The sequence below is a fragment of the Pseudomonas sp. KT_2_4 genome, from assembly GCF_041410225.1.
In the GTDB taxonomy this organism is placed as follows: Bacteria; Pseudomonadota; Gammaproteobacteria; order Pseudomonadales; family Pseudomonadaceae; genus Aquipseudomonas; species Aquipseudomonas paracarnis.
In genome coordinates this window covers 21829-48751 of the sequence record NZ_CP166962.1, presented here as the reverse complement: position 1 = coordinate 48751, position 26923 = coordinate 21829, and the positions used below count along the sequence as shown (strand labels likewise).

26 protein-coding genes and 1 tRNA gene are annotated in these 26923 nt (G+C 59.6%); 9 read left to right on the top strand and 18 right to left on the bottom strand.

Going from position 1 to position 26923, the window contains the following annotated elements; all coding sequences use genetic code 11:
* Positions 1-16: 16 nt before the first annotated feature.
* The 3 genes from AB9N64_RS00215 (at position 17) to yecR (ending at position 1444) form a co-directional block, all read left to right on the top strand.
* Positions 17-625 carry a hypothetical protein gene (locus AB9N64_RS00215; RefSeq protein WP_014718000.1) on the top strand — a complete coding sequence of 203 codons (609 nt, stop codon included), beginning with the start codon at positions 17-19 and terminating at the stop codon, positions 623-625.
* A gap of 42 nt (positions 626-667) precedes the next feature.
* The gene (locus tag AB9N64_RS00210) at positions 668-1084 is read left to right on the top strand and encodes a hypothetical protein (RefSeq protein WP_020303194.1); all 417 of its coding nucleotides are present in this window, start codon (positions 668-670) and stop codon (positions 1082-1084) included.
* Between the two features lie 78 nt (positions 1085-1162).
* On the top strand, positions 1163-1444 hold the full coding sequence (gene yecR / locus AB9N64_RS00205; protein WP_019821447.1) for a YecR family lipoprotein: 282 nt from the start codon (positions 1163-1165) through the stop codon (positions 1442-1444).
* A gap of 234 nt (positions 1445-1678) precedes the next feature.
* Here yecR and AB9N64_RS00200 read toward each other — a convergent pair.
* From AB9N64_RS00200 to AB9N64_RS00180, 5 genes are all read right to left on the bottom strand, one after another.
* Positions 1679-1754, bottom strand: a tRNA-Gly gene (locus tag AB9N64_RS00200).
* A 60-nt stretch (positions 1755-1814) separates the two neighbouring features.
* The gene (gene pgsA, locus AB9N64_RS00195; RefSeq protein WP_003190391.1) at positions 1815-2375 is read right to left on the bottom strand and encodes a CDP-diacylglycerol--glycerol-3-phosphate 3-phosphatidyltransferase; all 561 of its coding nucleotides are present in this window, start codon (positions 2373-2375) and stop codon (positions 1815-1817) included.
* A 32-nt stretch (positions 2376-2407) separates the two neighbouring features.
* Entirely contained in the window at positions 2408-4231 is a 1824-nt protein-coding gene (uvrC, locus tag AB9N64_RS00190; protein ID WP_019821446.1) for an excinuclease ABC subunit UvrC, read from the bottom strand.
* Position 4232: 1 nt separating this feature from the next.
* The gene (uvrY, locus tag AB9N64_RS00185; RefSeq protein WP_003190387.1) at positions 4233-4874 is read right to left on the bottom strand and encodes a UvrY/SirA/GacA family response regulator transcription factor; all 642 of its coding nucleotides are present in this window, start codon (positions 4872-4874) and stop codon (positions 4233-4235) included.
* 151 nt (positions 4875-5025) lie between these two features.
* Positions 5026-5391 (bottom strand): helix-turn-helix domain-containing protein, encoded by a 366-nt coding sequence (locus AB9N64_RS00180; protein WP_003190384.1) that lies wholly within the window; start codon positions 5389-5391, stop codon positions 5026-5028.
* 82 nt (positions 5392-5473) lie between these two features.
* Between AB9N64_RS00180 and AB9N64_RS00175 the strand changes: the two genes are divergently transcribed.
* The gene (locus AB9N64_RS00175) at positions 5474-5713 is read left to right on the top strand and encodes a DNA-binding protein (RefSeq protein ID WP_003190382.1); all 240 of its coding nucleotides are present in this window, start codon (positions 5474-5476) and stop codon (positions 5711-5713) included.
* 35 nt (positions 5714-5748) lie between these two features.
* On the opposite strand, the gene AB9N64_RS00170 is transcribed toward AB9N64_RS00175, so the two are convergent.
* Together AB9N64_RS00170 and AB9N64_RS00165 are read right to left on the bottom strand one after the other, a co-directional pair.
* On the bottom strand, positions 5749-6195 hold the full coding sequence (locus tag AB9N64_RS00170; protein WP_130175276.1) for a GNAT family N-acetyltransferase: 447 nt from the start codon (positions 6193-6195) through the stop codon (positions 5749-5751).
* On the bottom strand, positions 6196-6945 hold the full coding sequence (locus tag AB9N64_RS00165) for a carbon-nitrogen hydrolase family protein (protein ID WP_014717996.1): 750 nt from the start codon (positions 6943-6945) through the stop codon (positions 6196-6198). It abuts the gene before it with no gap.
* Between the two features lie 828 nt (positions 6946-7773).
* Between AB9N64_RS00165 and AB9N64_RS00160 the strand changes: the two genes are divergently transcribed.
* On the top strand, positions 7774-8853 hold the full coding sequence (locus AB9N64_RS00160) for a 3-deoxy-7-phosphoheptulonate synthase (protein WP_371359824.1): 1080 nt from the start codon (positions 7774-7776) through the stop codon (positions 8851-8853).
* 290 nt (positions 8854-9143) lie between these two features.
* Here AB9N64_RS00160 and AB9N64_RS00155 read toward each other — a convergent pair whose 3' ends face one another.
* The 9 genes from AB9N64_RS00155 to AB9N64_RS00115 form a co-directional block, all read right to left on the bottom strand.
* On the bottom strand, positions 9144-9566 hold the full coding sequence (locus tag AB9N64_RS00155) for a hypothetical protein (RefSeq protein WP_032903477.1): 423 nt from the start codon (positions 9564-9566) through the stop codon (positions 9144-9146).
* A gap of 134 nt (positions 9567-9700) precedes the next feature.
* On the bottom strand, positions 9701-13273 hold the full coding sequence (locus AB9N64_RS00150; protein WP_371359823.1) for a transporter substrate-binding domain-containing protein: 3573 nt from the start codon (positions 13271-13273) through the stop codon (positions 9701-9703).
* A 53-nt stretch (positions 13274-13326) separates the two neighbouring features.
* The gene (locus AB9N64_RS00145) at positions 13327-13953 is read right to left on the bottom strand and encodes a response regulator transcription factor (protein ID WP_014717992.1); all 627 of its coding nucleotides are present in this window, start codon (positions 13951-13953) and stop codon (positions 13327-13329) included.
* A 289-nt stretch (positions 13954-14242) separates the two neighbouring features.
* Positions 14243-14959, bottom strand: a complete 717-nt coding sequence (locus AB9N64_RS00140; protein ID WP_019821435.1) for an MgtC/SapB family protein — start codon at positions 14957-14959, stop codon at positions 14243-14245.
* Between the two features lie 167 nt (positions 14960-15126).
* On the bottom strand, positions 15127-17832 hold the full coding sequence (gene mgtA / locus AB9N64_RS00135; protein WP_038449715.1) for a magnesium-translocating P-type ATPase: 2706 nt from the start codon (positions 17830-17832) through the stop codon (positions 15127-15129).
* Between the two features lie 434 nt (positions 17833-18266).
* Positions 18267-18866, bottom strand: a complete 600-nt coding sequence (locus tag AB9N64_RS00130; RefSeq protein WP_371359822.1) for a GNAT family N-acetyltransferase — start codon at positions 18864-18866, stop codon at positions 18267-18269.
* A gap of 11 nt (positions 18867-18877) precedes the next feature.
* Positions 18878-19219 (bottom strand): FKBP-type peptidyl-prolyl cis-trans isomerase, encoded by a 342-nt coding sequence (locus AB9N64_RS00125; RefSeq protein WP_032903474.1) that lies wholly within the window; start codon positions 19217-19219, stop codon positions 18878-18880.
* Between the two features lie 247 nt (positions 19220-19466).
* Positions 19467-20087 carry a hypothetical protein gene (locus AB9N64_RS00120; protein ID WP_003190361.1) on the bottom strand — a complete coding sequence of 207 codons (621 nt, stop codon included), beginning with the start codon at positions 20085-20087 and terminating at the stop codon, positions 19467-19469.
* A gap of 78 nt (positions 20088-20165) precedes the next feature.
* Positions 20166-21134, bottom strand: a complete 969-nt coding sequence (locus tag AB9N64_RS00115) for a hypothetical protein (protein ID WP_019821429.1) — start codon at positions 21132-21134, stop codon at positions 20166-20168.
* A 203-nt stretch (positions 21135-21337) separates the two neighbouring features.
* Here AB9N64_RS00115 and AB9N64_RS00110 point away from each other — a divergent pair, with 203 nt between their 5' ends.
* Together AB9N64_RS00110 and AB9N64_RS00105 are read left to right on the top strand one after the other, a co-directional pair.
* Entirely contained in the window at positions 21338-22834 is a 1497-nt protein-coding gene (locus tag AB9N64_RS00110) for a PAS domain S-box protein (RefSeq protein WP_014717983.1), read from the top strand.
* 102 nt (positions 22835-22936) lie between these two features.
* Positions 22937-23209, top strand: a complete 273-nt coding sequence (locus tag AB9N64_RS00105; RefSeq protein WP_003190355.1) for a DUF1652 domain-containing protein — start codon at positions 22937-22939, stop codon at positions 23207-23209.
* Here the strand turns inward: AB9N64_RS00105 and AB9N64_RS00100 are convergent.
* Together AB9N64_RS00100 and AB9N64_RS00095 are read right to left on the bottom strand one after the other, a co-directional pair.
* Positions 23172-24365, bottom strand: a complete 1194-nt coding sequence (locus AB9N64_RS00100; protein ID WP_020303187.1) for an MFS transporter — start codon at positions 24363-24365, stop codon at positions 23172-23174. The genes AB9N64_RS00105 and AB9N64_RS00100 overlap by 38 nt on opposite strands.
* A gap of 88 nt (positions 24366-24453) precedes the next feature.
* Positions 24454-24762, bottom strand: coding sequence for an RcnB family protein (locus AB9N64_RS00095; RefSeq protein ID WP_014717981.1), 309 nt, complete (start codon positions 24760-24762; stop codon positions 24454-24456).
* 142 nt (positions 24763-24904) lie between these two features.
* Here AB9N64_RS00095 and AB9N64_RS00090 point away from each other — a divergent pair, with 142 nt between their 5' ends.
* Both AB9N64_RS00090 and AB9N64_RS00085 read left to right on the top strand, forming a co-directional pair.
* Positions 24905-25462 carry a helix-turn-helix domain-containing protein gene (locus AB9N64_RS00090; RefSeq protein WP_019821423.1) on the top strand — a complete coding sequence of 186 codons (558 nt, stop codon included), beginning with the start codon at positions 24905-24907 and terminating at the stop codon, positions 25460-25462.
* Positions 25463-25473: 11 nt separating this feature from the next.
* The gene (locus AB9N64_RS00085; protein ID WP_058410174.1) at positions 25474-26820 is read left to right on the top strand and encodes a glutamine synthetase family protein; all 1347 of its coding nucleotides are present in this window, start codon (positions 25474-25476) and stop codon (positions 26818-26820) included.
* The last annotated feature ends 103 nt before the right edge of the window (positions 26821-26923 follow it).

Here is a 26923-nt window from a genome sequence, read left to right as displayed (position 1 = left end):
CAGGAGTCGATTGACCATGTACAACAACATCCCCCTCGGTTTGCGAAAGCGCCTGCTCGCAGGTTCGACCTTCGCCCTCTTATCGCTAAGCGCAGCCCCCGCAGTGGCCACCGACTGGTGGATGATCTTTGGCACCGGCGACACGCCCAACAGAGACCTGTTCTTCGCCGATGCACAGTCGGTAAAAGCCACACAACAACACCCGCAAAACACACAGCTGACGGTCGTGCAGGTATTCGAAAGCCCCAACAGCCCCAACTACGTGAGCTACGCGCTGGAGCTGCAATGCCCGGAGCGACAGCTCAGGGTGAACTCTGCCACCGCCTACCTGCGCGCCGGGGCGACCACGGTGCTGCCGGCGCCTAAACGTTGGGTGCCGGTGCCCAAGAGCTGGCTGGAGCGTGGCTATGACTTCGCCTGCGCACCGGGCAAACGCAAGTCCAACGCCATGATGCCGATGGGCGTCGGCTCCATCGATAACGCTCAACTGGTGGCGATCACGCAGCAAGGCCTCTTCAATCAGTTGCCGGGTAATCAGCCGATCCGCATTGAGTCCAAGAAGAGCAGCACCGAGGACGTGATGCGCGACCTCAACTTCCTCTTGGGCGCACCTGAGAAAAAATGACCTCCGGCGTCAACCGGCACGCTTGAATAATGAGTGATCAACATGAAATACACAGGTGCATTGGCCTTGGCCCTCGCGCTGCTGCAGACCGGCTGCGTCAGTTTTGACACCGTCCCGGAAATGTACGCGCGCAGCCAATGGAAAGGCCGCCCGGCGCAGGACGCCATCAATTTCTTTGGTCCACCTCAAAAAATGGATCGCACCGCGGACGACCAGCATGTGGTGATGCAGTGGTACCGCGACACGTCTTACAACAGCAATGAGGTGGTGGCACAAAGCGCGGAAAGGCAGGGCAATGTGATGGTGCACACCAACTATTGGGCAACCGTCAATAACCCGAATCGCTGCATCCTTTCCATCACCGTCGACCAGGACAGGAAGGTCGTCGGGTTTGAGGCCGATGAAGGCGAATTGCTGCTGTCCAGTGGCTGCCAGTCGGTCAAGTTTGGGCCGCCTTAGGCAACCGACGTTGAGACAGGCTAGTGGAAACACCTCCTACAAACGTCATGTTTTACTCTTGAAGGACCGCCCTCGACAATGAAATCCGTCATCGTCGCCATCGCCCTACCGCTCATTGCAGGCTGCGCAACGCCGAAATATTGGGGGGCCACCGGCGGCAACCCGTCCGACGGGCTTGTGCAACTCTTCTACGTCCATACGCCGTTTGAGTACGGCCAAATCCGGGCATCCCAAGGGTTGGCGATTGCCACGGGGCGTTGCCAATTTTGGAACTACGCGCGCGCTGAGCGCGCAGGCGCACAAAAATCCGTGTGCCGCACGATGGGGCAATTCCACTGCCTGGAAACCACCGTCACTTAGGATTATCGGTGCCAGAAGTGACGCCCTCCCCAAGCGTCGAGGCGCGTCGGGAAGTTGAGCGAACAGTAGTTCGCCTGGCGACCCAGGCGAACTGAGCGGATCTAGTAACAATACGAATTTGAGCGCGCGCCCTACGGTTGTGCGCACAAACAAAAAAAGACGCCTAAGCGTCCATTCCGTAAATCACACAGGCAAAAAAAAGCCACTCGTTAGAGTGGCTTTTTCATTAATGCTTGGAGCGGGAAACGAGACTCGAACTCGCGACCCCGACCTTGGCAAGGTCGTGCTCTACCAACTGAGCTATTCCCGCTTGGTGATGCGCATTCTATAGAATCCTCAGCACCCGTCAACCCCTTGATTCAAAAAAGTTTTATTTCTTTTCAACGGTGGTTCGCAGATGGGGCCAGGCCGCACGCAGATATTGCAGCATGGACCACAAGGTCAGGCCGGCCGCGACCAGCAGCAAGGCGTAGCCCGTGAGCACCCAGAACGAGAAGTCCGACGGGTTGGCCAGCAGGATCACCAGCGCGAGCATTTGCGCGGCGGTTTTCCATTTGCCCATGTTGGAGACGGCCACGTGGGCGCGGGCGCCGATTTCGGCCATCCATTCGCGCAGGGCCGAGACGACGATCTCGCGGCCGATGATGACGGCGGCCGGCAGGGTCAGCCACAGGTTGCCGTGTTCCTGTACCAGCAGGACCAGGGCGACGGCCACCATGAGTTTGTCGGCCACGGGGTCGAGGAACGCGCCGAAGGGCGTGCTCTGTTCCAGGCGGCGGGCCAGGTAGCCGTCGAGCCAGTCGGTGGCGGCTGCGAAGGCAAATACCGAACTGGACGCGACGTAGCTCCATTCATACGGCAAATAGAACAACAAAATGAAAATCGGGATAAGCAGGACGCGTAGAACGGTGATCAGATTAGGGATATTCATCGGCACAACTGGCTACGAGGTGAGAAGGCATTCTATTCGCTGTGCAGATTGGCATAAATCAATTCAGCGAGCTTTTTACTGATACCGGGTGCTTTGGCTATCTCGTCAATGCTGGCACGGGAGAGCTCCTGCAAGCCACCAAAATGTTTAAGCAAGTCGCGACGCCGCGTCGGGCCAACCCCTGCCACCCCTTCCAGGGTTGAAGTTCGCCGGGTTTTGCCACGGCGGGCGCGGTGGCCGGTAATGGCGAAACGGTGGGCTTCGTCGCGGATTTGTTGAATCAGATGCAGTGCGGGTGAGTCGCCCTTCAACGTGAACTCATGGGCGGCATCATTCAAGTACAACGTCTCGAAACCGGCCTTGCGCGTGGTGCCCTTGGCCACACCGAGCAGGATCAGGTCGGGCACCGCCAGTTCGTTGAGCACGTCACGGGCCATGGATAACTGGCCCTTACCGCCGTCTACCAGCAGGATATCGGGGAGCTTGCCCTCCCCGTCCTTCAACTTGCTGAATCGCCGCGTGAGCGCCTGGTGCATGGCGGCATAGTCATCGCCGGCGGTAACGCCTTCGATGTTGTAGCGCCGGTAGTCGGCCTTGATCGGCCCTTCCGGCCCGAATACCACGCAAGAGGCCACTGTGGCCTCGCCGCTGGAGTGGCTGATGTCGTAGCACTCCAGGCGCTGGGGCGGCTCGTCCAGGTTGAGGACCTCGGCCAGGGCGTCGAAGCGTGCAGCGACGTGCTGTCGGTTCGCCAGCCGCGCGCCCAGGGCCTGTTCGGCGTTAGTCACGGCCAGCTGCTGCCAGCGAGCACGGGTGCCGCGTACGCGGTGGCTGATGTCCAGCTCGCGGCCGCGCAGCTCGTGGATGGCCTCGATCAAGGTGGGGAAGTCTTCGTGCACCACGTTGACGATCAGTTCAGACGGCAGGTCGCGCTCAGGGCTGCTGACGTAGTATTGGCCAAGGAATGCGGCCATGACCTCCGCCACGTCTTCGTCGATACCGGTCTGCGGGAAGAAGTTCTTGCTGCCTAATACCCGCCCGCCTCGTACGCTGATCAGGTGCACACAGGCGCCGCCCGGGTTGACGAACGCGGCGATCACGTCAACGTCACCGGTGCCGCCTTCCATGCTTTGCTGGTCCTGGACACGGCGCAGCAGGGAGATCTGGTCGCGCAGTTCGGCGGCCTTTTCGAAATCCAGGGTGCTGGCGGCCTGCTCCATGGCCCCGGACAACTCATCGGTGAGTGCGTTGCTGCGCCCTTCGAGGAACATCACCGAATGGCGCACATCCTCGGCGTACTCCGAAGGTTCCACCAGCCCCACGCAGGGCGCCTTGCAGCGCTTGATCTGGTATTGCAGGCACGGCCGGGTGCGGTTCTTGTAGAAGCTGTCTTCGCACTGACGCACAAAAAAGGTTTTTTGCAGCAGGCTCAGGCTTTCACGAATCGCACCGGCGCTGGGGTAAGGCCCGAAGTACTTGCCCTTTTGCTTCTTTGCCCCGCGGTGAATGCTCAGGCGCGGAAAGTTGCCGTCGGATAAAAACACGTAAGGGTAGGATTTATCATCACGCAACAGGATGTTGTAAGGCGGCCGCCATTCCTTGATCAGCGTCTGCTCAAGCAGCAGCGCCTCGGTTTCATTGGCGGTGATGGTGGTTTCGACCTGGGCGATACGCGCCACCAGGGCGGCGGTTTTCGGCGCAAGGCCGGTCTTGCGAAAGTAGCTCGCCAGACGGTTCTTCAGGTTCTTGGCTTTGCCCACGTAAAGCAGGCGCGCCTCGCTGTCGAACATGCGGTACACGCCGGGGCGGCCACTGCAGGTGGAGAGAAAGGCACTCGGATCAAACGGTGTGGTCATGTCAGGCGCTGGCGTCCACCATGCCGTGGCGCACTGCGAGCAGGGTCAATTCAACATCACTGCTGATGGCAAGCTTCTCGAAGATACGATAACGGTAGGTATTGACGGTCTTGGGCGACAGGCACAGCTTGTCAGAGATGGTCTGCACCTTCTGGCAACCGACGATCATCAGGGCGATCTGGATTTCCCGCTCCGACAGCGCATCAAATGGCGAATCGCTGGTGGGCTGGAACGACTTGATCGCCAATTGCTGGGCAATCTGCGGGCTGATGTAACGCTGGCCGGCAAATACCAGGCGAATGGCTTGCACCATCTCGGCCAGGCCTGCGCCCTTGGTGAGGTAGCCGGCGGCACCGGCTTGCAGCAAACGGGTGGGAAACGGGTCTTCCTCGCACACCGTGACCACCACGACCTTGATGTCCGGATGGCTGCGCAATAACTTGGTCGTGGCACCAAGACCGCCAATCCCAGGCATCTTGACGTCCATCAGTACCACATCGGGCTTCAACTCCCGGGCCTTGATCAGGGATTCCTCCCCCGACTCCGCCTGGCCGACTACTTGCAGGCCGTCGATGTCAGCCAGCATTCGTGTAATGCCTGTACGAACGAGATCATGGTCATCGACTACTAGCACCCTAATCAAGCAGACACCTCGCGATATGGTCTTATAGGTTGCTGAACACCTTAGCAAAAAACCAAGGCGCAGACCTAGTTGCAAGTGTCATATATATAGAGATTAAACGTGCTGCGGCTGTTCGCCGGCTGGCGAACAGCCCTGTTTCCTGGGCTAAAGGTCAGGATTCCTGGGGGGGCGACTTGGCTTTTCCGTTCACCACGGATGAATGCTCAGCCAAGGTACTGGTCAAGCGACGGATTGCGTCCTGGTCTTCCTTGAACATCGCTCGGTAATTGCCCAGCACTTTCTCTTCGATCTTGCTCAGGTTATCCAGCTGGATCGGCGTTGGGCTGCCGGTCAACACGTACAGGATATCCACACCTTTTTCGGCGACGCGAGACAAATAGTCGGCCTTGGGTGCACGACCACCGCTTTCATATTTGCCTTGGGCGTTCGCTTCAACGCCTCCAATTTCTCCAAAAACTTTCTGCGACAGGCCAAGTCGCTCTCTTTCTTGCCTTAAGCGCGAACCGATTCCACTCATTTGGATGTATGATCCTAAATTGGCACACCCCAAGAGGTGTCACACCATCACTTCGTTAAACAAACTTGAACGGTTTTGAACTATGCCCGGAATCCGTACTGCTGCACAAGCCAAGGCCTGGCTGGAACATCAAGGAAAGTCAGTTCAAGCGTTCGCCCGGGAACATGGCGTAGACCCGGCAACCACGTATCAAGTGCTCTCCGGGCGCAAAAAGGGACGGCGTGGAGAAGCCCATAAAGTGGCGGTACTTCTGGGCATGAAAGAGGGCGTTATCGTGGATGAGCCAAGAGCTCAATCCCACGACGAACAAAGCACTAATTGACAGCAGTATGCGCTTATTTGTAGGACGTGCATGTTTTAGTCCGATGTGAGTGCGCGACACTCACGCTCCATCCGCCAGAAGCCATCCTCTTCACCGACAATGCTCAACCCCAAGCGCTGATACAGCCTTCTTGCCGGGTTGGTCTTGAACACCGTCAAACGTAGAAAGCCCAGGCCCTCGACGCGTGCCTTGAGCGCCATTTGCTCCAGCACCCATTTGCCCGCGCCCTGCTTGCGGCAGCATTCCAGCAGGTGCAGCTCGCGGATATACAGGGCCTTGCCATCGCGGCTCAGGCTGATAAAGCCCATGACGACGTCATCGTTGCAGATCAGCCAGTTCTCGCGGCCCGCCCAGGCCACGTCGAAGCCGTCGCTGGACCACAACAAGCCGTTCTGACGGTAGTAATGGCTCATGGCCTGCTGGGTCAGGGTGCGGGCAAACGGCAGGTCCTGCTCGATGGCCCGGCGCAAATGAAACCTCATTCAGAGGGCGACCACTTGGCCGGTCCACTGCCCGCCGTCGCGACGGGCGATCACCAACGCGTCGCCGACACCGGGGGCGGCAACAAGCAAGTTGCCATCGGCGGTCCAAATTGCACTGCGGCCCGCACAAGCCCAGCCTCCGGACGGGCCACCATGGTTAGCCATCAGTACCAACAGGCCATGCTGGGACGCATAGCCTTCAAGCAAAGCACTGTCCGCCGCGTAGCCTGCCTCGCTGATCAGTACGCTTGCGGCATACACTGTGGCGCCCGCTGCCGCCGCTTGGCGTGGATGGCTGGCCTGGGAAAAGTCCGCACACACCGCCAGCGCGATGCGCTCCTCTGCCAATTCCAGAGGCTCGCCGCCCTGCCCCGCAGCAAATGCCAGCTCTTCGCCGGGGTGCAGATGCTGCTTGGTGTAGACGCCTACTGAACCGTCCGCCTCAAGCACCAGCGCGCCGATCAGCACACCTGTTTTTGGCGCCAAGCGCACCGGCATGCCCACCACGGCCGTCAACTGCAGCTCCCGCGCCAGTTCACGCAACGGCGTCAACACGGCGTCTTGCGGGTCGATGGCCAAATCGGCCGCCAGGAACGGCTCGTAGCCTGTCAGTGACAGTTCTGGAAACACCAGGCATTGCACACCCTGTTCAGCCGCGGCCCGCATCAACGCCAGGTGCCGCTGGATATTGGCAGCGATATCGCCCGGGATGGAAACGGTTTGCGCCGCAGCAAGGGTCAAGGCAGTCATGGTCGCGTCCTGGCAATCATTGTTTGAGAGCCGTCAGCATATCCACACTTGCCCCATAGCGGCATAGGTATCGCCGTTACCGCAGGAATGGATATGTACACGGTCCAACTGTGTTGACGGTCCGGCCGTCTTCGCAGGCAAGCCAGCTCCCACATTTGGATCGCGGTGCCTCAGCCAGATCAGCGCCGGCTGTCAGGCCGTCACGGGAGCAGGCTCCCTCGCCACAGGTCCAGCGTCGCAGCAACGTTGTGTAGATACCTATGCCCATAGCGGTAAGTACTGCCACGCGATAGAAATTACTGATTGAATCCACCCGCACGCCTCTAGTAAGCTCCCCCCATCATTTGGAGAGCCCCATGTTGCCACTCACCCACACTCAGGTTTGCTCTGCTGCCAGCGCCTTGCGCTCGGTGTCGGCTACCCGCGTGAATGGTTCGAGCGCACTGGCCGGCTTTTATTTTGGGTATTGGTTTAGCCACTGGCGCGCCTGATACCTGAAATCGGCGCCCACTACTCAAGGGGTCGCCTACCAGAGAAATCTAAACCCCCGGTCGGCTCCCCGACCGGGGGTTTTGTTTTTTCAGCGCCTGACAATTTGTTTTTCACGCTCACTTAAAGGAATCACACCATGAACTACGCCACCTATTACCGCTACGACACTTGCACTGCATGGCGATTTAGCCAGCTCCGTTCGGGACAGCCTGCCGCCTCCGACCGGTCACCCCGTGGTGGCAAGCCAACACACGTAGCCGATACGGCCAATTGTCGAACACCCCAGTAGGCCAAGCGTGCGGGAATCGCCCGCCGCTTGCCCAGGAAGCCTTGAATATGAACTCCTCCGTCGCCGCTTTGCCCGTCTCTGCCCTCAACAGCGCCAATGAAGCCCTGACCCAGCGTTTGCCCAGCGCTCTTGAACTCAAGCACCAACTCCCGCTCAGCCCGTTCCTCAACGAACAAGTCCACGCCCATCGCCAAGCCGTGCGCGCCATCCTCAATGGCGAAGATTCACGCTTGCTGGTGATTGTCGGCCCGTGCTCGATCCACGACCCGGAATCGGCCATGGAATACGCGCGCAATCTGAAGAAGCTTGCGCTTGAAGTCAGCGACCAGATGCTGCTGGTGATCCGTGCCTACGTCGAGAAACCGCGCACCACTGTGGGCTGGAAAGGCTTGGCCTACGATCCGCACTTGGACGGCAGCGATGACATGGCCGCCGGCCTGACCCTGTCCCGCGAACTGATGCGTGAAATGCTGCGCCTGGGCCTGCCGGTGGCCACCGAGTTGCTACAACCCATGGCCGCCGGCTACTTCGATGACCTGCTCACTTGGGTCGCCATTGGCGCACGCACGACCGAGTCGCAGATTCACCGCGAAATGGCCAGCGGCCTGGGCATGCCCGTGGGCTTCAAAAACGGCACCGACGGTGGCGTCGCCATTGCCTGCGATGCAATGCGCTCAGCCTCTCACCCGCATCGTCATTTCGGCGTCGATAGCCAGGGCCACCCGGCGATCATCCAGACGCCCGGCAACCCCGACACTCATTTGGTGCTGCGCGGCGGCCATCGTGGGCCCAACTACGATGCGCAAAGCGTGGCCGACGTAAAGCATGACCTGGCCAAGTCCAAAGTAGCGCCACGAATCATGGTCGATTGCAGCCATGCCAACAGCGGCAAGAACCCGCTGCGCCAACCGGCGGTATTCAATGACGTGCTGGAGCAGCGTTTGCAAGGTGATACCTCGCTGGTCGGCATGATGCTTGAGAGTCACCTGTTCGAAGGCTGCCAGCCGCTGAGCGCGTCGATGAAATACGGCGTTTCGGTGACCGATGGTTGCCTGGGTTGGGACGGGACCGAGCAGTTGTTACGCAGTGCCACCGAGCGTTTGCGGGAACACGGCAAAGCCGACTGATCGGTGAAAAACATTAGATCGGCCTGGAATTTCTGTTTGGCAAACTCCTGCAGTGGGCGAGCATGGGCCGGTAGTGGCGTGTGCTCGATGCCTTCTCTTGCCTGCTTCTGCGAAGATTGAACTGGCCCGTAGATTTCGTGGCATACGGTAAACACGATGCACCCTTGAATCGCCTTCGTGCAGGAGCGAGCTTGCTCGCAAAAAAACGTCAACGATAACGCGTGCTTCCTGAATAAACGCAGCGCCTGCGAGTTTTTCGCGAGCGAGCGCCTACAAACAATGGCTGTGGACTAGGCCCGGGCCACCGGCATGCGGGACAGCTCTCGAAGCCACGGCAACACCCGCAGGCCGTTGGCAGTCTCGCAGGGGTCGACGATGTCCATGAAGTGTTCGAGGTTGACGTGGTCCGGCACACCCGGCAATCGCACTCGCACAGCCGGCGTTACGCCGCAAGGGGCGCCCAGGTCCAGATGCTCGTAGACGAGTACATGACGCACCTGGGGCAGAGGCTCATGGGCTTGGGCCATCAGCCCCGCATTGATTATCAGCACGTCGAAGGGTTCGGCAGGAATGGCAGTGAGAATCCGCACCTCTTCGAATGTTTGCACCGGCACGATCCGGTAATAACCCAACTGGTTGAGCATTTTCTCGATGTACAAGCGTTGCAGATGCTGTTCATCGGCAATCAGGATGGTCAGTGCTTTGTTCGGCATGGCAAACCCCTGGGCAGGCAGTGCTCGGCAGTGAGCGCAGCCCATTCTCCAGACATATGCCGACGACAAAATCAGGCATGTTCCCGGTTTGTGTAAGAGTTTTCCCAAATTTCCCGAATGGCGATCAACCGCAGTCAGGGCTGATTGCAATAAGCTTTCAAGCCACGATGCAAAACATCAAGCGCTTCGTTCACGCCGTCAACCGCGGGCCCCAATGCCTGACGGTCGCGCTGTTCACATGCGGCCTCCAATGCTTCACACCCACTGATCAATAGGTTTGCCTTGACCATTCGCGCGCCGCCCTTGGCACGGTGGGCCAGGTCGTGCAGCTTGGCAAAATCTGCCTGGCTTGCCAGGCGTGGCAGCAAGGCACGGTCCTCCCCCAGGCTTTTAAGCAACGGCGCCAACAATCCGACAAGCGCTGCGTGATCATCGCCGGTCAGCGCGACGAGTGTGCTCAAGTCGAATGTCGGCACAGGCTGCGGGCCCGCGTCTGCCAAACGCGAGGCCAGCGCCGACCGCAAGTCGTCAAGCCCGGTTGGCTTGAACAGGCACCCATCCATGCCCGCCTGCCGACAGCGCTCAGCTTCCTCCGGCTGGGCGTTGGCGGTGAACCCCAGCAACAGGCAGGGTTCAAGACCCTGTTCACGCTCTTGCGCGCGAATGTCCTGTGCCAGCTGATAGCCGTTCTTGAAGGGCATGTTGCAATCGGTAATGACGCCATCGAACTGCCCCGCTCGCCACTGCTCCAGCCCTTGCACACCGTCTTCGGCCGTGACGATACGGTGGCCCAGAAAGCTCAACTGTCGAGCCAGCAGCAAGCGATTGGCCGGGTAGTCGTCCACCACCAGAATGCTCAGCGCACGGCCCTCAGGCGCCGCCTCTTGCACAGGCTCAATCGGGGCCGGCAGCGTGGCGGTCATGGCCAGGGCCAACGTCACGTCCACCCGAGTGCCATGCCCCAGCACACTACTCAAGTGCAATTGGCCGCCCATCATTTCGCACAAGCTGCGGCTGATCACCAACCCCAGCCCAGACCCGCTGCGTGCCGACTGCTGATTGTTGCTGCCCTGGATAAACACGCTGAACAGCCGCTGCTGGTCGGCGACGCTAATTCCAATGCCGGTGTCTTGCACCCATAATTGCACGGCCAAGCGATCGCCCTCGACCACCGCCCGTGCAACCAGGCTGACCTGCCCATGGGGAGTGAACTTAATGGCATTGCTCAGCAGGTTGGACACCACTTGCTTGAATCGCAGCGGATCGACCAGCACCGCCTGGTCAATCAGCGGGTCCAATTCAACCTGCAGCGCCAACCCCTTGGCTCGGGCCAGCCCCTCGAACACCCGTGCGACCGACGCCAACAGCTCATGCAGGTTGGCGGGCTCCAGGGTCAGCGACAAGTGCCCGGACTCGATCCGCGCGATATCGAGAATATCGCCGATCAACTCCAGCATCCCCCGCGAAGCCACCGAGGCCACCTCCAGGGCGTCGCGGTCGACCCGCCCCTGTTCGGCATTTTTCAACGCCAGCTCAATCATGCCGATCACGGCATTCATGGGCGTGCGGATCTCGTGGCTCATGGTCGCCAGGAAGGTAGTCTTGGCGCGATTGGCGGCGTCGGCATCGTCCTTGGCTTCCTGTAGCTGGCCGAGCAACCGGTGCCGCTCGCTCACGTCGACCCAACCGGCAATCATACCCACCACCTTGTCGTCGCCGTCGCGGTACGGCAGCATCCACTGGTAAATGGTCAGCACATCGCCGTTGGGCACCTTGAGTATTCGATCATGAATCTGCGGCTCGCCCCCAGCCATCAAGCGCAGATAATCCTCATGAAACGACTGGGCCTGTGGCGGGTTTTCGACGTCGGTTTCCACCACCGTCCTGCCGATCACGTCTTCAAGCTTGTAGCCAAACACGTCGAGGTAGGCGTTATTGCAGGCCATCAGCCTCCCTTGGCGATCACGCACGTAAATCGGGTGCGGCGTGCCGTCAATCAATACGCTCATGAACCGCATCTGATCGCTCAGCGCCCGCTCGGCCTGCAGGCGCTTGCGAATCAGGCTGCGCAGGTAAATGGCCCAGCCCAGCGTGACGGCCAACAACAGCGCCGCCAACCCAAAGCCTTGAAGAATCACGTTGCGATAGCGCAACCAGTAACTGTCCTCGATGATGACCTCGCTGCGCCACTGGCCAATCAACTCGTCCATTTCCTGCGGGGTGATACTCAGCAGTGCCTTGTCGAGGATCGAATACAACTCCAATTGACTGCGGTTGACCCCAAAGGTCACGCGTGCAGGCTCGGTGCCGACCGTACTGGTGACACGCAAGCGGTCGCGGTAATACCGGTTGATCAGATAGCGTGCGCTGATCAATGAGTTGACCGCGCCATCGGCGTCACCATTGGCCACCAGCGCCATGGCTTGCTGGGGGGTCTCCACGTCGACAAAGATCACGCCTGGAAAATTCTGCGCTATCTCATCGTGCAGCCCATTGCCAACCACCATGGCCAGGCGTTTGCCGACCATGTCCTCCAGCGTGAGCGGGCTGTGCGGACCGTCGCGGGTAACCAGCACAAAGGGGTTGGTCAAGTAGGGCCGGGTAAAGCGCACTTTATCAGCCCGCTCCACGCTAGGCGTGACGACCGCCAGCATGTCCGCCGTGCCCGCGCTGACAATGTTGATCTGGCGCGGCAACGAACTGCCTGGCACCACATCGAACTTCAAGCCGGTACGCAAGCTGATGCGCGACAGCACTTCGGCACTCAGCCCTTCGAATTGGCCTTGATCGCCGATAAACGATAAGGGAAGGAAATCATTGAGCACCGCGACCCTGACCCGTGGATTTTTCTGCACCCAGCGTTGTTCACTGGCGCTCAAGTGCAGCCGGTCAACGCCGATTATGCCCAGGTTACCCCCGCTCCAGCGGCGTAGAATTTCCATCTGCTCGCTGGCGGGAATCGCCTCCAGCGCAGCATTGAGGATGGGCAGTAAACGCGTATTTTCCCGGGTGACGGCAAACGCAAACGGATTGACTTCCAGGCCGGAAAAATCCGCCATGCGTACATTGTTGAGGTGGTTGCGATTGATCGGGTAGTTGCTACTGATGGCATCCCCCAGGTAGACGTCGGCACGACCAAACGCCACGGCACCAATGGCTTCGAAGGTCGAGGCAAACAGTTCCAGCTGGGCCTGGGGGTAAAACGCCCGTACGGCGTCGGGCTGCATATAGTGATACAGCATCGCCACGCGCTTGCCGGCCAGGTCATCATTCAACACCTGGCTGTCACCGCTGCGGGTCACCAGGGTCGGTTGATCGTTGGCATAAGAGCGAGACAACAGCAGTTGCGGATCGGCCGCTTCATAGCCATTGGCGGAACCGAGGAAATCCACCGCTCCCTGCTTCAGGGCCTCGATCACTTCATCGCGTGTGTCGTAACGCCGAACCTCGATGGAGATATGCAGGGCCTGGCCGACCAATGCGGCAAAATCGGCCGTGATACCTTCGAGCTCGTCGTTGTTGTTAGTCAAGTCAAAAGGTACGTAATCGGGCGCCGAGACGCCCATCAGTAATGAGCGCCGCTCACGCAGCCAACGCCAGTCGGCCTCGTCCAGCGTCACTTGCGGGGTTTCGATATGAGAGTGCCCCAACAGCCGCAAAGCGTGAGGCTCTTCGAGGGCCACCGCGATCAGGGGTAACAGGCTCATCCAAAGGACCGTGGCGAACCTCATCAACGCGGTGGTGACCATTTCAGTTCGGATCAGATCAGATGGTTGCGCTGGGCAAACTTGGATAAGTGCACTACCGAGGACATTCGTAACTTCTCCTTGAGTCGAGTCTTGTAGGTACTGATGGTCTTGTGGCTCAGCAGCATTTGCTCGGCGATTTCCTTGTTACCCAGCCCCAGGGCCAGCATCTGCAACACGGTCAATTCACGATCCGACAGGCAGTCGATCATCTGCCGTTCCGTTTCTTGCAGATCGTCGCGACGCACCGAACTGGTCGGCAAACTGGGGAAGCAACTGTAGCCCGACATGATGGCTTTGATAGCCTTTTGCAGCTCATCCAGTTCACCGGTCTTGGCGACGAACCCCATGGCACCGGAACGCATGCAGCGGGTAGAAAAAAACACCGCCAGGTAGGAGGTCAGTACCAGAATCTTGCATGGCAGGCCCAACGCCTTGATGCGGCTGATAACCTCCAACCCGCCTAATTTAGGCATCGCCAGGTCGAGGATAATCAGCTCGGGACGTTGCTCCCTCGCCAACTGCATGGCATCTGCGCCATCCCCTGCCTGGAAAATCTCATCAAACCCCTCCACTTTCAGGAGATATTTGACCGTCGCCCGGATAAACGGATGGTCATCCACAATTAATGCTTTGCTCATAAAACTTCCCTATGTGGACAAAATACCCTTACACATCACACCGGACCTGGGTACCTGTGAGAACTGACAGTTCCGACGAGCGGCGCTGCCCTCTGAGGACGGTAACGAGGCGGTGTCTGGCCCCTTCAATTAACTCAGCATAACCACGGACGCCGGACCTCAACGACCCAACAGCCGCAAGTGCCCAACCTTAGCAACGCAATGATGTTTCAACTGAAGGGATAATCCGGACTACATGTAGGATTTTTCCACAAACAAGCTTAGCCAATCCTGGCCAGCCCAAAGAAGATCAATCGGTGGTACTCGGGCTCCAGAAAGCCTGTACCACCAGGGTTGATGTTGAGAGGCGCGCCACCAGTGCATCCAGTTCATCGCCATCCACCGACGTGGCGGCCAGGATGGCCTCGATTTCCACTTCGTCGCTGCCGAATGGCCGCACATCGACATCACTGGCCGGGTAGTTGCAGCGGGCCAACTCGGCTTCCAGCAATGCCATCACCGCCTGTTGCTGACTGCGGCGCGCAATGACATAGAGGATATTGGTGACCTCTGCCGACACCACGTCCAAGGGTTGGCGGTTGATGTTATTGACGATCGGCCGCAGCAAGGTGTTGGCCGCCAGCACAAACAGCGTGCCCAGCAAAGCCTCGAGGATCAGATCGGCCCCGGCGCAGGCGCCCACCGCCGCCGAAGCCCAGAGGGTGGCGGCAGTGTTAAGCCCGCGTACATTGCCCTCCTCCCGCATGATCACACCCGCCCCCAAAAAGCCGATGCCCGACACCACGTAAGCGACCACGCGCACCGCGCCTTCCGCACCGCCCAGGCGGTTGGCCATGTCGACAAAGATCGCCGCGCCTACCGCCACTAGCACATTGGTACGTAAGCCGGCGGTGCGTTGGCGGTACTGGCGCTCGAACCCGATCAGGCCACCGAGAATAAACGCAGCGCTGAGGCTGACCACGGTGTCGACCAGGGAGTTGAGGTTGATGTTGTTGATTGCCTGCATAAAAAATCTCCATGAATGCAGCGACAAATTGAAAAACACCGCAGGTCCCTGTGGGAGCTGGCTTGCCTGCGATAGCGGTACACCGACCCATGAGTCTGGCGACTGATACACCGTCATCGCGGGCAAGCCCGGCTCCCACAGGGTTTGGCGATGTTGCATGGGACCTGTTACTGCCAGCCAAACCTGCGGATGTAGTAGCCCTTCACCGCCTGGGTCAGCGCCATGTACGCCAGCAAAATCACCGGCAGGAACACGAAGTACAGCGACGGCAGCGCCTGCAATTTGAAGTAGTGCGCCAAAGGCCCCATCGGCAGGAATATCCCCACGGCCATGATCACGCCGGTCATCAACATCAACGGCAGCGCTGCGCGGCTTTGCAGGAATGGGATTTTTGGCGTGCGGATCATGTGCACGATCAGGGTCTGGGTCAGCAGCCCCACCACAAACCAGCCGGATTGAAATAGCGTTTGGTGGTCTGGAGTGTTGGCATCAAACACATACCACATGAGTGCGAACGTGGTGATGTCGAAGATCGAACTGATCGGCCCGAAAAACAACATGAAGCGCCCCACTTCCCCCGGCTGCCAGCGTTGCGGCGTGGCAAGCATCTCGTCATCGACGTTGTCGAACGGAATCGCAATCTGCGAGATGTCATACAGCAGGTTTTGCACCAGCAGGTGCATCGGCAGCATCGGCAAAAACGGGATAAAGGCACTGGCCACCAACACCGAGAACACGTTGCCGAAGTTCGAACTGGCGGTCATCTTGATGTATTTGAGCATGTTGGCGAAGGTGCGCCGGCCCTCCAGCACGCCCTCCTCCAGGATCATCAGGCTCTTCTCCAGCAGGATGATGTCGGCCGCTTCCTTGGCGATGTCCACCGCACTGTCCACCGAAATCCCGATATCCGCCGTGCGCAGCGCCGGAGCATCGTTGATGCCATCGCCCATAAAGCCGACCACATGTCCGTTGGCCTTGAGCAGCCGCACGATGCGTTCCTTGTGGCTGGGGGTGAGCTTGGCAAACACATTGGTGGTTTCCACGGCCAGGGCCAGTTCGGCGTCGCTCATCGACTCGATGTCGTTGCCCATCAGCAAGCCTTGTTGCGCAAGACCCACTTCGCGGCAGATCTTCGCCGTGACCAGTTCGTTGTCGCCGGTCAACACTTTCACCGCCACGCCGTGGGCCTTCAGGGCCTTGAGGGCGGGGGCGGTGCTTTCCTTGGGTGGGTCGAGAAATGCCACATAGCCGATCAGCGTCAGGTTGTTTTCATCCGCCAGGCTGTAGGTATCACGCCCTGCCGGCATCGGCTGCGCCGCTACCGCCACTACCCGCAGCCCTTCTTCGTTAAAAGCCGCCGTCACCTGGCGAATGCGCGCCAGCAATTCGTCGGTCAGCGCTTCATCGACGTCGCCATGGCGCACGCGGTTGCACACCGACAAAATTTCCTCCACCGCCCCTTTGCAGATCAACAAGTGCGGTTGATGCTGCTCGGCCACCACCACCGACATGCGGCGGCGGTTGAAGTCGAAGGGAATCTCGTCAACCTTGTTGAACGCGGTGCCGACTTTCAACTCGCGATGGATATCCACATGCTCGAGCACGGCCACATCCAACAGGTTTTTCAAGCCGGTCTGGTAGTAGCTGTTGAGGTAGGCCATTTCCAGCACGTCGTCCGACTCCTGGCCCCACACGTCCACATGGCGCGCCAGGAAAATCTTGTCCTGGGTGAGCGTGCCGGTCTTGTCGGTGCACAGCACGTCCATGGCGCCAAAGTTCTGGATCGCGTCCAGGCGCTTGACGATGACCTTTTTGCGCGACAGAAACACCGCGCCCTTGGCCAAGGTCGAGGTGACGATCATGGGCAGCATTTCCGGGGTCAGGCCAACTGCAATCGACAGCGCGAACAGCAACGCCTCGGTCCAGTCGCCCTTGGTGAAGCCGTTGATGAACAGCACCAGCGGCGCCATCACGAACATAAAGCGAATCAGCAACCAACTGACCTTGTTGACCCCCTGCTGGAACGAGGTGGTCGCACGGTCTGTCGCCGTGACGCGTTGCGCCAAGGCACCAAAATACGTGCTGTTGCCGGTGGCCAGGACCACCGCCGTGGCGGCGCCGGACACCACGTTGGTGCCCATGAACAGAATATTTTCCAGCTCCAGCGGGTTGCGCGTGTGGGCGTCCTGCTGGTGAGCGAACTTCTCCACCGGCATGGACTCACCGGTCATCGCCGCCTGGCTGACGAACAAATCCTTGGCGCTGAGCACGCGGCAGTCCGCGGGGATCATGTCGCCGGCCGACAATACAATCAGATCGCCTGGCACCAGTTGTTTGATCGGCAGTTCAATGCGCTTGGCAGCATCGCGGCGCAGCACCGTCGCGGTGTTGCTCACCATAGCCTTCAAGGCGTCGGCGGCCTTGTTCGACTTGGCCTCCTGCCAGAAGCGCAACAAGGTCGAGAGCACCACCATGGAGAAAATCACCGTGGCGGCCTTCATGTCTTCGGTCAGCCAAGAGATCACCGCCAACAGAGTCAGCAGCAGGTTGAACGGGTTCTTGTAGCAATGCCACAGGTGCACCCACCACGGCAGCGGCTGCTCGTGTTCGACTTCATTGAGGCCGTACTGCACGCGCAGGGCGTCGGCCTCCTGAGTGTTCAGGCCCTCGGTGTGGCTGCCCAGCACGCCCAGCAATTGCACAGTGCTGCGGTTGGCAGACGCCACCAGTGTCTGCGCCAGGCTGGGCGGTACTTCCCGGCTGACACTGGCATCGGTCACGGTCTCCAGCATCGCCAGGCGGCGAAAATGCCGGGCGATATGCCGGGTCCGCAGGAAACCGGCGAAGAACTCTTTGAGCAAAGTGAGGTTCATGGTGTAACTCCTGCGCGAGGAAAAACCGTCGTGCAGGTACTGCCCGTCCACACCGCGCCCGTCACACAGGCACAGCCGAACCTGGCCCGCCCGCCGTAACAGGCAGGCGCGTCCGTAGCATCCAGGCGTTACCCAGGTGCTGGTCAGCGTCGATGAGAGGGAATCAGGCGGGTGCCAGGACTGGTCACCGCCGGGATGCCGCTTCTCGCTTTGTGAGGCGAGACAACGGCATCTGGAAAATGCGCGTTACCTTGCCAAGAGGCCGGTTACCGAAACCGGCCGACGACTGTCACTCGAACAAGTACCCACTGAGGGTCTCCGCTATTGATGAAAACGCGCGAAGCTTACGCCCCGATGTTGCCAGAGTAAACCGTAGGAAAGTGCCTGCATGGTGAATAAGAAAATTCTTCAGGATGGGTTCAGGAACGCCTTTCTCAACCCCACGTTGGGCAATCCCGTTCGACCAGCGCCAGGTAGTTTTCAATGCTCGCGCTAGCCACAACCTTCACTTGGATAGACACCCTATTCACCTGCCGGCCCATCGTGATCCCCTCACGGGTGCGCACCTGTACATAGCCAAGCCTGGGCCAAAAACGCTCGGCTTTGGTATTGCCCACCACTACCGTCAGCCGTAGCCACTGAGCGCCCTTTGCCACCGCCCACGCCTCAAGGTCGGTGTGCAAACGCTGCGCCAGCCCGCTGCCGTGCCAGCGCGCATGCACCAGCAGTAACCCGATGTGCCACACCCCGGTGGCGAGCAAATCAGCGGCGATATTCACCACGGCGACCAAGTGGCCCTGCGCATCGCGGTAACCCAGCCAGTACAGGCGACTGCAATGCCAGCCAGCGGGCAATTGGCCGCGTAACTCTTCCCGTGCTTCGGTCGGGGTAGCCGGTTCGCCATTCACCGCGATGAAGTAATCGGGTGCCTGTTCAAAAAACTGCTGCAACTCAGCCTCATCGCAACCCAAAAGCTCAACCACCCGAATGCCTTCCAAGGAGCTGCCAGGCAACAGATGTAGATCAACGTCCATGTTCAACCTCTTCAATCCCGCGTCAGCACTTCCAGCAATTCAATCTCGAAGCGCAGGTTACTGTTGGGTTTGATATGCGCGCCCATCGAGCGCTCGCCATAGGCCAGGTGCGCGGGTACATACAACGTGCGCACGCCGCCAACCTGCATGCCCATCAAGCCCTGGTCCCACCCCTTGATCACGCGGCCAGTGCCGATCACGCACTGAAACGGTTTGCCCCGTTCCCAGGAGGAATCGAACACCGTGCCATCTTCCAGGGTGCCTGTGTATTGGGTGGTGATCAGCGCGCCCTTGACCACGGCTTTGCCGTCGCCCAGGCGGATGTCTGTGACCTGCAGTTCATCGTTGCTCATGGGGTTCTCATTGAAGGGGTCAAAGGCTGGGGTTTTCCCAGAATTGGGTGGGTTTGGCAAGCGCAGGGGAACAGCCAGCGTGATGGTAGATCGTTCGCTGGAATGCATACAGCCGCGTTAACGCAATCCAATGTGGGAGCTGGCTTGCCTGCGAAGGCGGTGTGTCAGTCAATGCATCTGTGACTGCACGACCGCTTTCGCAGGCAAGCCAGCTCCCACAATTGGATCTGCGTGCATCCAAAAGCCTTTACAACCAATGCCAGAACCGGCTCCAGAACCCACGCCCCAACTCATCCTTGCACCCGGCATATTGGCGCGCATACATCTGCGAACGCGCCTGTACCTTGCTCGCTACCGGCGGCAGCCAGGCTTTGCTGGCGTAGGTGCGCTGGCGGTAGCCGCCCCAGCCTTCGTGGTAGTTCAGGTATTGGCCATAGGCGTCGTACTTGTAGACGCCATTGATGGTGTAGGTCTTGTCCATGTACCAGCCGATGAAATCGATGGCGTCGTCGAAGTCTTCGCGATCAGCGCCGCTGCGGCCGGTGGCTTTGCGGTAGTCGTTCCATACTTCATCCTTGGCCTGGGCATAGCCGGAAGCGGTGGAGACGCGGCCCCAAGGGATGATCCACAGCAGGTATTTACGCGGGGTCTTGGCGTCGTGGCGAAAGCCCGACTCCTGATACATGATGGCGAACGGCACCTGGATCGGTACGCCCCAGCGCTTTTGCGTGACCTTGGCGGCGTCGTACCAGTCGTCTTTTTCGCGCAAGATACCGCAGAGGTCGTTGGGCGTGCGTGGCGGCGAGGTGCCGCACGCTGCCAACAGGGAAGTGAGTAATAACAGTCCGACGGCTTTGCCTGCGCTCAAGGGTCACCTTTGTGGGATAAGGGTAAAATGCCAGCATTTTACCCCTTCACACAGGCGGCGTCCTTGCCGCAGACATCTTTAAGCCAAAGGCACGCGACGGGTAGTCAGCGCGATACGACCAATAAAGAAGCTCAACGCCGCACCCAACAGCAGCATGGCCAAGGTGCTCCAGGCGGCGCGGGACAGTTGCTTGGCAGCGACTTCACCGGCTTCACGGGCTTTCTGTTCAGCCTGTTTTTTCAGCTCATCGACTTTTTGCATGGCTTGCTGATAAGCCTGGGCATAGTTGTCGACGATCTGGGTGGCTTCTTCTTTGCTCTTGCCAGTGCGGGCCGCGACGATGTTGACCAGCGCCTCTTTATCCGCTGCATTCAATGCTGGCTCGCCGGACGCTTTCACACGTTCGAACCATTGCTTGAGCTCATCACCGGCCTGGGCAGGATTGGTCGCTGCATCGGTAGCCGACTGCTTGCCATCGGCAGCTGCCTGATCGGCTTTCTGCTCGACATTGGCAGGGTCCAGTTCAGCCTTGCCGCTCTGCTTGAGCAACGTATCCAGTTGGCCTTGCAGGCTGTTCCAGTCCAGCTCGATACCCTGCTCGTTCAACTGCTGTTTGATGCTATTGCCAATCCCCGGCGCGGCGGCAGCAATGCCACTGCCCGCAGCAGACAGACCTTTACCCACCACGTTGCCGGCCGTACCGACTACGCTGGAAGCCAGGCCCGCCAACAGCCAAGTGGTGAGCAAGGTGGTCAAGGTCCAGGTCAGCACCCCATGCAGACCGCCACGATCCGGCGCGGTGCGGCCGGCCACGAAGGCGCCCAACGCGATGGCGACCAGTGTCGATACAAACAGCCAGATACCCGCACCCGTGCCAAAACCGCTCAACGGGTTGCCCGCTTCCATCGGGTCAACGGCACTGGCGCCAATGGCGGTGCCCAACACGCTCAAAACCAGGTAGGTGACCAGTGCGATTGCACTACCGGCCAATACCGAGCTCCACGACACTCGAAACAGCGATCGATTGGTTTCATAGACAGTGGTCATACAAAGGTCCTTTTCAAATTGAGGAGCAAGGCAATGCGCCTTGATGGGTGTGAGTGTGGCGAAACGACATACGTTCAGTCCTGGCCCATATGCACCAGGCGCCCTGGTGCATTCGCACTGCCCCGCGGGCAATAACTCTGCACTATCCTGACGCCAGGATGTCGTAACCCAATGTGCCTTGCCCTGCCCTAATCGGAGACGTTATGACCCAGGATGTTCTCGCCAAAGAAACCAACCGCCGCCAACTGCAGACCATCATCTCGGGACTGTCCGACGGTGTGATTCTGGCCGAGGTCGACCAGACCATTCTGTGGGCCAATGAAGCGGCGTTGACCATGCATGGGGTCAGCGAGGTCAAGGAACTGGGCGCCAATACCGAGGCGTACGCCAAGCGCTTTGCCCTGCGCTATCGCAACAACCATCCCTTGCCACTGGACAGCTACCCCCTCAGCCGCGTGGCTGCCGGTGAAGAGTTCAGCGATGTGGTGGTGGAAGTCACGCCCGCCGACGACGAACACCGCAGTTGGGTACATCGCCTGCGCAGCCTGGTGCTGACCGATGCCCAGGGTGAGCCGGAGTTGCTGGTGCTGATCCTCAGCGACGCCACCGAATGGGCCAGCGCCGAGCAACGTTTTGAGAAAACTTTCAACGCCAACCCGGCGCCCGCGGTGATCTGTCGCCTCAGCGACCTGCGCTACATCAAGGTCAACCAGGGTTTTTTGGAGATGACCGGCTACAACCGCGACCAGGTCATCGGCAAATCCGTGTATGAACTGGATGTGCTGGAACAGGCCGAGCGCAAGGACCTGGCGATCCAGCGCCTGGGCGAAGGCGCGACCATCCCGCAGATGCAGGCCGAACTGAGACTGCCCGAAGGTGGCAGCAAACTGGTGATCGTCGCCGGCCAACCGTTGGACATGAACGAGGAAGACTGCATGCTGTTTTCCTTCACCGACCTGGAGCCACGGCGTAAAGCCGAGATCGCCCTGCGCCAGAGCGAAGAACGCTTCGCCAAATCCTTCCGCCTGACGCCCGTGCCGACCCTGGTATGCAGTGCCGACAACCGCCAGGTGGTAGACATCAACGAAGCCTTCATGAGCATCACCGGCTATATCAGCGAGGAACTGATCGGCAAATCCATCGAAGACATCAACTTCATCGACAGCCCCCAGGCCGGCGCGCAGTTGTTCGCCACCCTGGAAAAAGCCGGCAACCTTGAAGGCCAGGACCTCAAGGTGCGCAAGAAAGGCAACGAGGTGATCGACTGCGTGGTATCCGCCGACACCGTGATTATCCAGGACGTGCCCTGCTACCTGATGGTGCTGATGAACATCACCGAGCGCAAACGCTCGGAGCTGGAACTGGTGGCGGCCATCGAGGAAGTCATGCAGGACGCGTCCTGGTTCAGCCAGACCCTGATCGAGAAGCTGGCCAACGCCAAGAGCGTCAACAGCCCCAACCTGCCGAATGTTTCCTTCACCGACCTCACCGCCCGCGAGCGCGATGTATTGGGCCTGATCTGCGAGGGCCTGGCGGACAAAGAGATCGCCTCGCGCCTGAAACTGGCGCCCAACACCGTGCGTAACCATGTGGCCACGGTGTATTCCAAGCTGGGGGTGCACAGCCGTAGTGCAGCGATCGTCTGGGCTCGTGAACGCGGGCTGTTTGCCGGTGATTTGCGCCTGAAAAACAAGCCCTGACCCTGCAAATGCACTAGTGCGTCTAGTGCGAATTCGCCTTATTGAGCGGCGGTGCAAGCAATAACCTTCAAGGGATCGTATTTATGCCTAGAAGGAACCCGCATGTTTACCCTCTCTCAGCTGCGCAACTGCATCGAAGAAGGCCTGTCACCGCTGACGTGCGAATTCACCCTGTGCCGGGACGCGTCCTTGACCCTCAAGGTCTATGATGCCGAGACCGGCCGCGTCGACCTGGTGGTCACTGGCATCAGCACCAACCGCCTGCAGACCCCGCAGGAAGTAGCGAAAATGGTGGATGAATTGCGCTACGAGCTGCAAAGCAACAACGTCGGCAAGCTCACGCTGGATGATTTGCCTTTATCGCCGCTCCCATGAAATAAAACACCCCACCTGCGACGATAAACGCCCCCAGCATGTAGAACATGTAATGGGCCGGCAGGCTGGCCAACACCAGCCCACACAGCACCGGCCCCAGCGCGGCACCAAGGTTGGACAGGTTTTGCGCCCCGTAATACATGCCCCGCAGGTGGTCCGGGGCAATTCGGTCGATAAACATGTACTCGGCCGGGAACACGATGATCTCCCCGACGGTGAACACCGCCATCGCCAGCACCCAGCCCACCACGCTGGTGGACAGCCCGAAGCCGATCAACCCCAGCATGAACATGCTCAAGCCAGCGATCAGCCACTGGCTCAGGTAACGGTGCGAGATGCGCCGGCCAATCAGGTACTGCAAGGCAATCACTAGCACGGCGTTGGTGGTCAGCACCGCGCTGATCACCGTGTAGGTGTATTCGGCGGTCGTGGTGGTCACCAGGTATTGCGACAGATAGGCCGTGAACTGGCCGAACACCACCGCGCTGAGTAAACCGCCGAGGGTGAAGCACACTAAGCGACGGTCCTGCAGCAAAACGCGGGCGACGGCAAGGAACGGCAGCGGCTTTTGCGTGGTGTCCACCGTGGCCAAGTTACGGTCACCCCAGCGCCCATACAGCAGAAAAAACCCCAGCCCCAACAGCGCCGACAGAACAAACGGCAAGCTGATATCCAGCTTGGCCACCATCGCGCCAAAGAACGGCCCTACGGCATAGCCGATATTGGTGAGGGTATACTTGATGGAAAACACTTCGCTGCGCGCGTCTTCAGGCAGCAGGCTGGCGAAGCCGGCTTTCACCGCAATATCAATGACGGCGTAGGCCAGGTTGATCAGGATTAGGCAGCCATAGAACGCCCAGATATTCTGCGCCAGCACCGTACCGATAAACCCCAGCACAAACACCAGGCTCAAGCCGAGCAACAGGCGATAGCTATTGATGCGGTCGACCAGGAAACCGCCGTAGACACTGAGTAGTGAACCGACGATCAGCGAACTGCCGATTACCAGGCCGACCTGGGTAATGTCCAAGGCGAAGTGGCTGGTGAGGTAGATCACGAGATAAGGAAAGGTGATGGCCTTGGCCAGCGTCAGCAGCAACGTGGCGCACAGCAACAGGTTCACAGTGCGGGGGTAGTTTCTGATGGTGGCAAGCATCCTGCTCTCGTTCTTCAAAGGTAACGCGACCATTGCGGTCGGTTACCTTAACGCAAGAAACATGAAGCGAGCAGGTGCCCCGGCGGAATTATTTCTTGACTGGCGTAATCTCCAGGATGGTGCCGTTGGTGGTCTTGAGCAGGACGTACTTGTCACCTACACGCGCCCATTGGCTTTCTTCTTCGGGCTGTTTGAGCCCGCGTTTTTTCCAGTCTTTAATCGCTGATTCCTCGCGCATCAAAATGTCCGGGGCGCGATCACCCTCTTTCAAGTCACGGGCGTTGATGTTTGAAGGTTGCACGGTTTCCTGAGGGGTATCGCCGGCCTGCACGACAGCGCTGACGGAGGAAAAGCTGGCAGCGACCAGCAGGCAAGCGGCTAAGGTTTTCGACTTCATGGGTGCTCCTTCAATTAATGGTGCGTACCCAGGTTCCGACCGCGGCGGCGCGCAATCATTCAGCCGGGTTTCCCTGTGGCCAGAGATTGCCACCGTGAAATTTATCGTGTAATTTTTCATGAAATTATTCGATATAAATTTCATGACCCCACAAGAAGAACTCGCCACCCTCGCGGCGCTGATCCACGACCTGCGCAAGCACAAGAAGCTCACCCTGGCCCAACTTGCGCAAAAAATCGAACGATCGGTGGGATTTCTGTCCCAGGTCGAACGTGGCCTGTCGCGCCCGACCGTGGCCGATTTAACCGCCATCAGCCACGCCCTCGACGTGCCCACCACGTATTTCTACAGCCTGCCCAAACCCAAGGCGGTGGATTGGGTGACCCGCCCCAACGAGCGGCGCACGGTGTATTACGCCAACGGCATCACCGACATCCTGGTGTCGCCGAGCATGAACGGCGCGTTCTCGATGCTCGACAGCCTGTTGGCCCCCGGTGCCAACAGCGGCGAACAGACTATGAGCGACCGCGCCGAACAGGCTGGTTTTGTGCTCGAAGGCGAGTTGACCCTGTGGGTGGATGACGAAGCCGAGCCAGTCACCCTCGGCCCCGGCGACAGCTTCCACCTCGCCAGTTTCGCCCACTGCCGCTACGCCAACCTGACCGACCTGCCCGCCCGCGTCTTGTGGGTTTACAACTAGGAGCTGCACCCGTGAAAAGCCATTCCTCCACGTTGCTGGCCGAAGTACGGAGCTTTCGCCAGAACCACCCCGACGTGCGCTATGTCGACCTGATCGCCCTGGACATTCCCGGGCATTTCTACGGCAAGCGCTACCCAGTGGAGATGCTTGAAAAAATCGCCGCCGGCAGCCCGCTGAAGCTGCCGCAGAATGCGGTGCTACTGGGGGCCCAGGGTGGGCTGTTCAAGATTGGCGACTACTGCTTCAACGATGGCGACCCGGACGCCAATCGCCGATTGGTGCCCGGCACGCTCAAACCGGTGAACTGGGAGTCGCAGCCATTGGGGCAAATGCTCATCACCTCGGACGGCACCGAAGCGCCCATCGAGTTCGAACCCCGCGAAGTCCTGGCCAAGGTGCTGGAACGCTTGCAGCATCAGGGCATTCATCCCGTGGTGGCGTTTGAGCTGGAGTTCTACTTGTTCGATAAACAGCTGGAAAACGGCCTGCCGCAATTTGCCCGCGACCCGCTCAGTGGGGATGCCGACGACCAGCCCAACCTGCATATCGAACGGCTGTCGCGTTTCAGCGACGTGCTCGACGACATGGCGCAAACCGCCAAGGACCAAGGCATCGACATCACGGTGATCACCGCCGAGATCGGCCCCGGCCAGTTCGAGATCAACTTCGGCCACTGCGATGACGGCCTGCGCGCCGCCGACTGGGCCGCCCTGTTCTGCCGTAGCACCCGTGGCGTCGCGCTCAAGCATGGTTACCGCGCCAGCTTCATGGCCAAACCCTACCTGCAATTTCCCGGCAGCGGCATGCACGTGCATGTCAGCCTTTACGACGCAGCGGGCAATAACTTGCTAGCGGCCCATCAGCAGCGGCCATTGCGCCACGCCGTAGCCGGTTGCCTGGAATTACTGCCCCACTGCATGCCGATTTTCTCGCCCAACCACAATGCCTTCCGCCGCCTGGGCGGCACGGTTAACGCTGCGACGCGGGCGAGCTGGGGCTTTGAAGACCGCGATGCCTGTGTGCGCATCCCCGAGTCCGACCCGCGCAACCTGCGGATCGAGCACCGCCTGGCCAGCGCCGATGCCAACCCTTACCTGGTGCTGGCGGCGATCCTGGTGGGCCTGGAGCATGGGCTTGAGGCCAAGCGCGAACCCATCGCGCCACTGAACGAGGACCGCAACAGCGGCGCCGATTTCCCGGTGGAAATGCTCGACGCCGTGCGTGCCATGCAGCAACAACCAGTACTGCGCGACAAGCTGGGCGCGGAATTTGTCGAGGTGTATTGCGAGAACAAACGCCAGGACCACCTGGCTTTCCAGCAGGAGATCCAGGCGCGGGAATATCGCTGGTTCCTCTAAGCGCGTGACGCGCTCGCGGCATAAAAACCTTGATCCAAATCAAAAAAAGGCTCTAGCACGGGCCTTTCAGCCCGATAAATTGTCGAACAATCCTGGCCTTTGC

Excerpts from the sequence above, each read along its gene's own strand:
- AB9N64_RS00110 (WP_014717983.1), top strand. The coding sequence starts at position 21,338 with ATGACCCAGGATGTTCTCGCCAAAGAAACCAACCGCCGCCAACTGCAG.
- AB9N64_RS00180 (WP_003190384.1), bottom strand. The coding sequence starts at position 5,391 with ATGAGTGGAATCGGTTCGCGCTTAAGGCAAGAAAGAGAGCGACTTGGC.
- AB9N64_RS00090 (WP_019821423.1), top strand. The coding sequence starts at position 24,905 with ATGACCCCACAAGAAGAACTCGCCACCCTCGCGGCGCTGATCCACGAC.
- AB9N64_RS00130 (WP_371359822.1), bottom strand. The coding sequence starts at position 18,866 with ATGGACGTTGATCTACATCTGTTGCCTGGCAGCTCCTTGGAAGGCATT.
- AB9N64_RS00140 (WP_019821435.1), bottom strand. The coding sequence starts at position 14,959 with ATGCAGGCAATCAACAACATCAACCTCAACTCCCTGGTCGACACCGTG.
- uvrC (WP_019821446.1), bottom strand. The coding sequence starts at position 4,231 with ATGACCACACCGTTTGATCCGAGTGCCTTTCTCTCCACCTGCAGTGGC.
- AB9N64_RS00165 (WP_014717996.1), bottom strand. The coding sequence starts at position 6,945 with ATGACTGCCTTGACCCTTGCTGCGGCGCAAACCGTTTCCATCCCGGGC.
- pgsA (WP_003190391.1), bottom strand. The coding sequence starts at position 2,375 with ATGAATATCCCTAATCTGATCACCGTTCTACGCGTCCTGCTTATCCCG.
- AB9N64_RS00150 (WP_371359823.1), bottom strand. The coding sequence starts at position 13,273 with ATGAGCCTGTTACCCCTGATCGCGGTGGCCCTCGAAGAGCCTCACGCT.
- AB9N64_RS00115 (WP_019821429.1), bottom strand. The coding sequence starts at position 21,134 with ATGACCACTGTCTATGAAACCAATCGATCGCTGTTTCGAGTGTCGTGG.
- yecR (WP_019821447.1), top strand. The coding sequence starts at position 1,163 with ATGAAATCCGTCATCGTCGCCATCGCCCTACCGCTCATTGCAGGCTGC.
- AB9N64_RS00175 (WP_003190382.1), top strand. The coding sequence starts at position 5,474 with ATGCCCGGAATCCGTACTGCTGCACAAGCCAAGGCCTGGCTGGAACAT.
- AB9N64_RS00125 (WP_032903474.1), bottom strand. The coding sequence starts at position 19,219 with ATGAGCAACGATGAACTGCAGGTCACAGACATCCGCCTGGGCGACGGC.
- AB9N64_RS00095 (WP_014717981.1), bottom strand. The coding sequence starts at position 24,762 with ATGAAGTCGAAAACCTTAGCCGCTTGCCTGCTGGTCGCTGCCAGCTTT.
- AB9N64_RS00100 (WP_020303187.1), bottom strand. The coding sequence starts at position 24,365 with ATGCTTGCCACCATCAGAAACTACCCCCGCACTGTGAACCTGTTGCTG.
- AB9N64_RS00210 (WP_020303194.1), top strand. The coding sequence starts at position 668 with ATGAAATACACAGGTGCATTGGCCTTGGCCCTCGCGCTGCTGCAGACC.
- AB9N64_RS00145 (WP_014717992.1), bottom strand. The coding sequence starts at position 13,953 with ATGAGCAAAGCATTAATTGTGGATGACCATCCGTTTATCCGGGCGACG.
- AB9N64_RS00170 (WP_130175276.1), bottom strand. The coding sequence starts at position 6,195 with ATGAGGTTTCATTTGCGCCGGGCCATCGAGCAGGACCTGCCGTTTGCC.
- AB9N64_RS00215 (WP_014718000.1), top strand. The coding sequence starts at position 17 with ATGTACAACAACATCCCCCTCGGTTTGCGAAAGCGCCTGCTCGCAGGT.
- mgtA (WP_038449715.1), bottom strand. The coding sequence starts at position 17,832 with ATGAACCTCACTTTGCTCAAAGAGTTCTTCGCCGGTTTCCTGCGGACC.
- AB9N64_RS00160 (WP_371359824.1), top strand. The coding sequence starts at position 7,774 with ATGAACTCCTCCGTCGCCGCTTTGCCCGTCTCTGCCCTCAACAGCGCC.
- AB9N64_RS00105 (WP_003190355.1), top strand. The coding sequence starts at position 22,937 with ATGTTTACCCTCTCTCAGCTGCGCAACTGCATCGAAGAAGGCCTGTCA.
- AB9N64_RS00155 (WP_032903477.1), bottom strand. The coding sequence starts at position 9,566 with ATGCCGAACAAAGCACTGACCATCCTGATTGCCGATGAACAGCATCTG.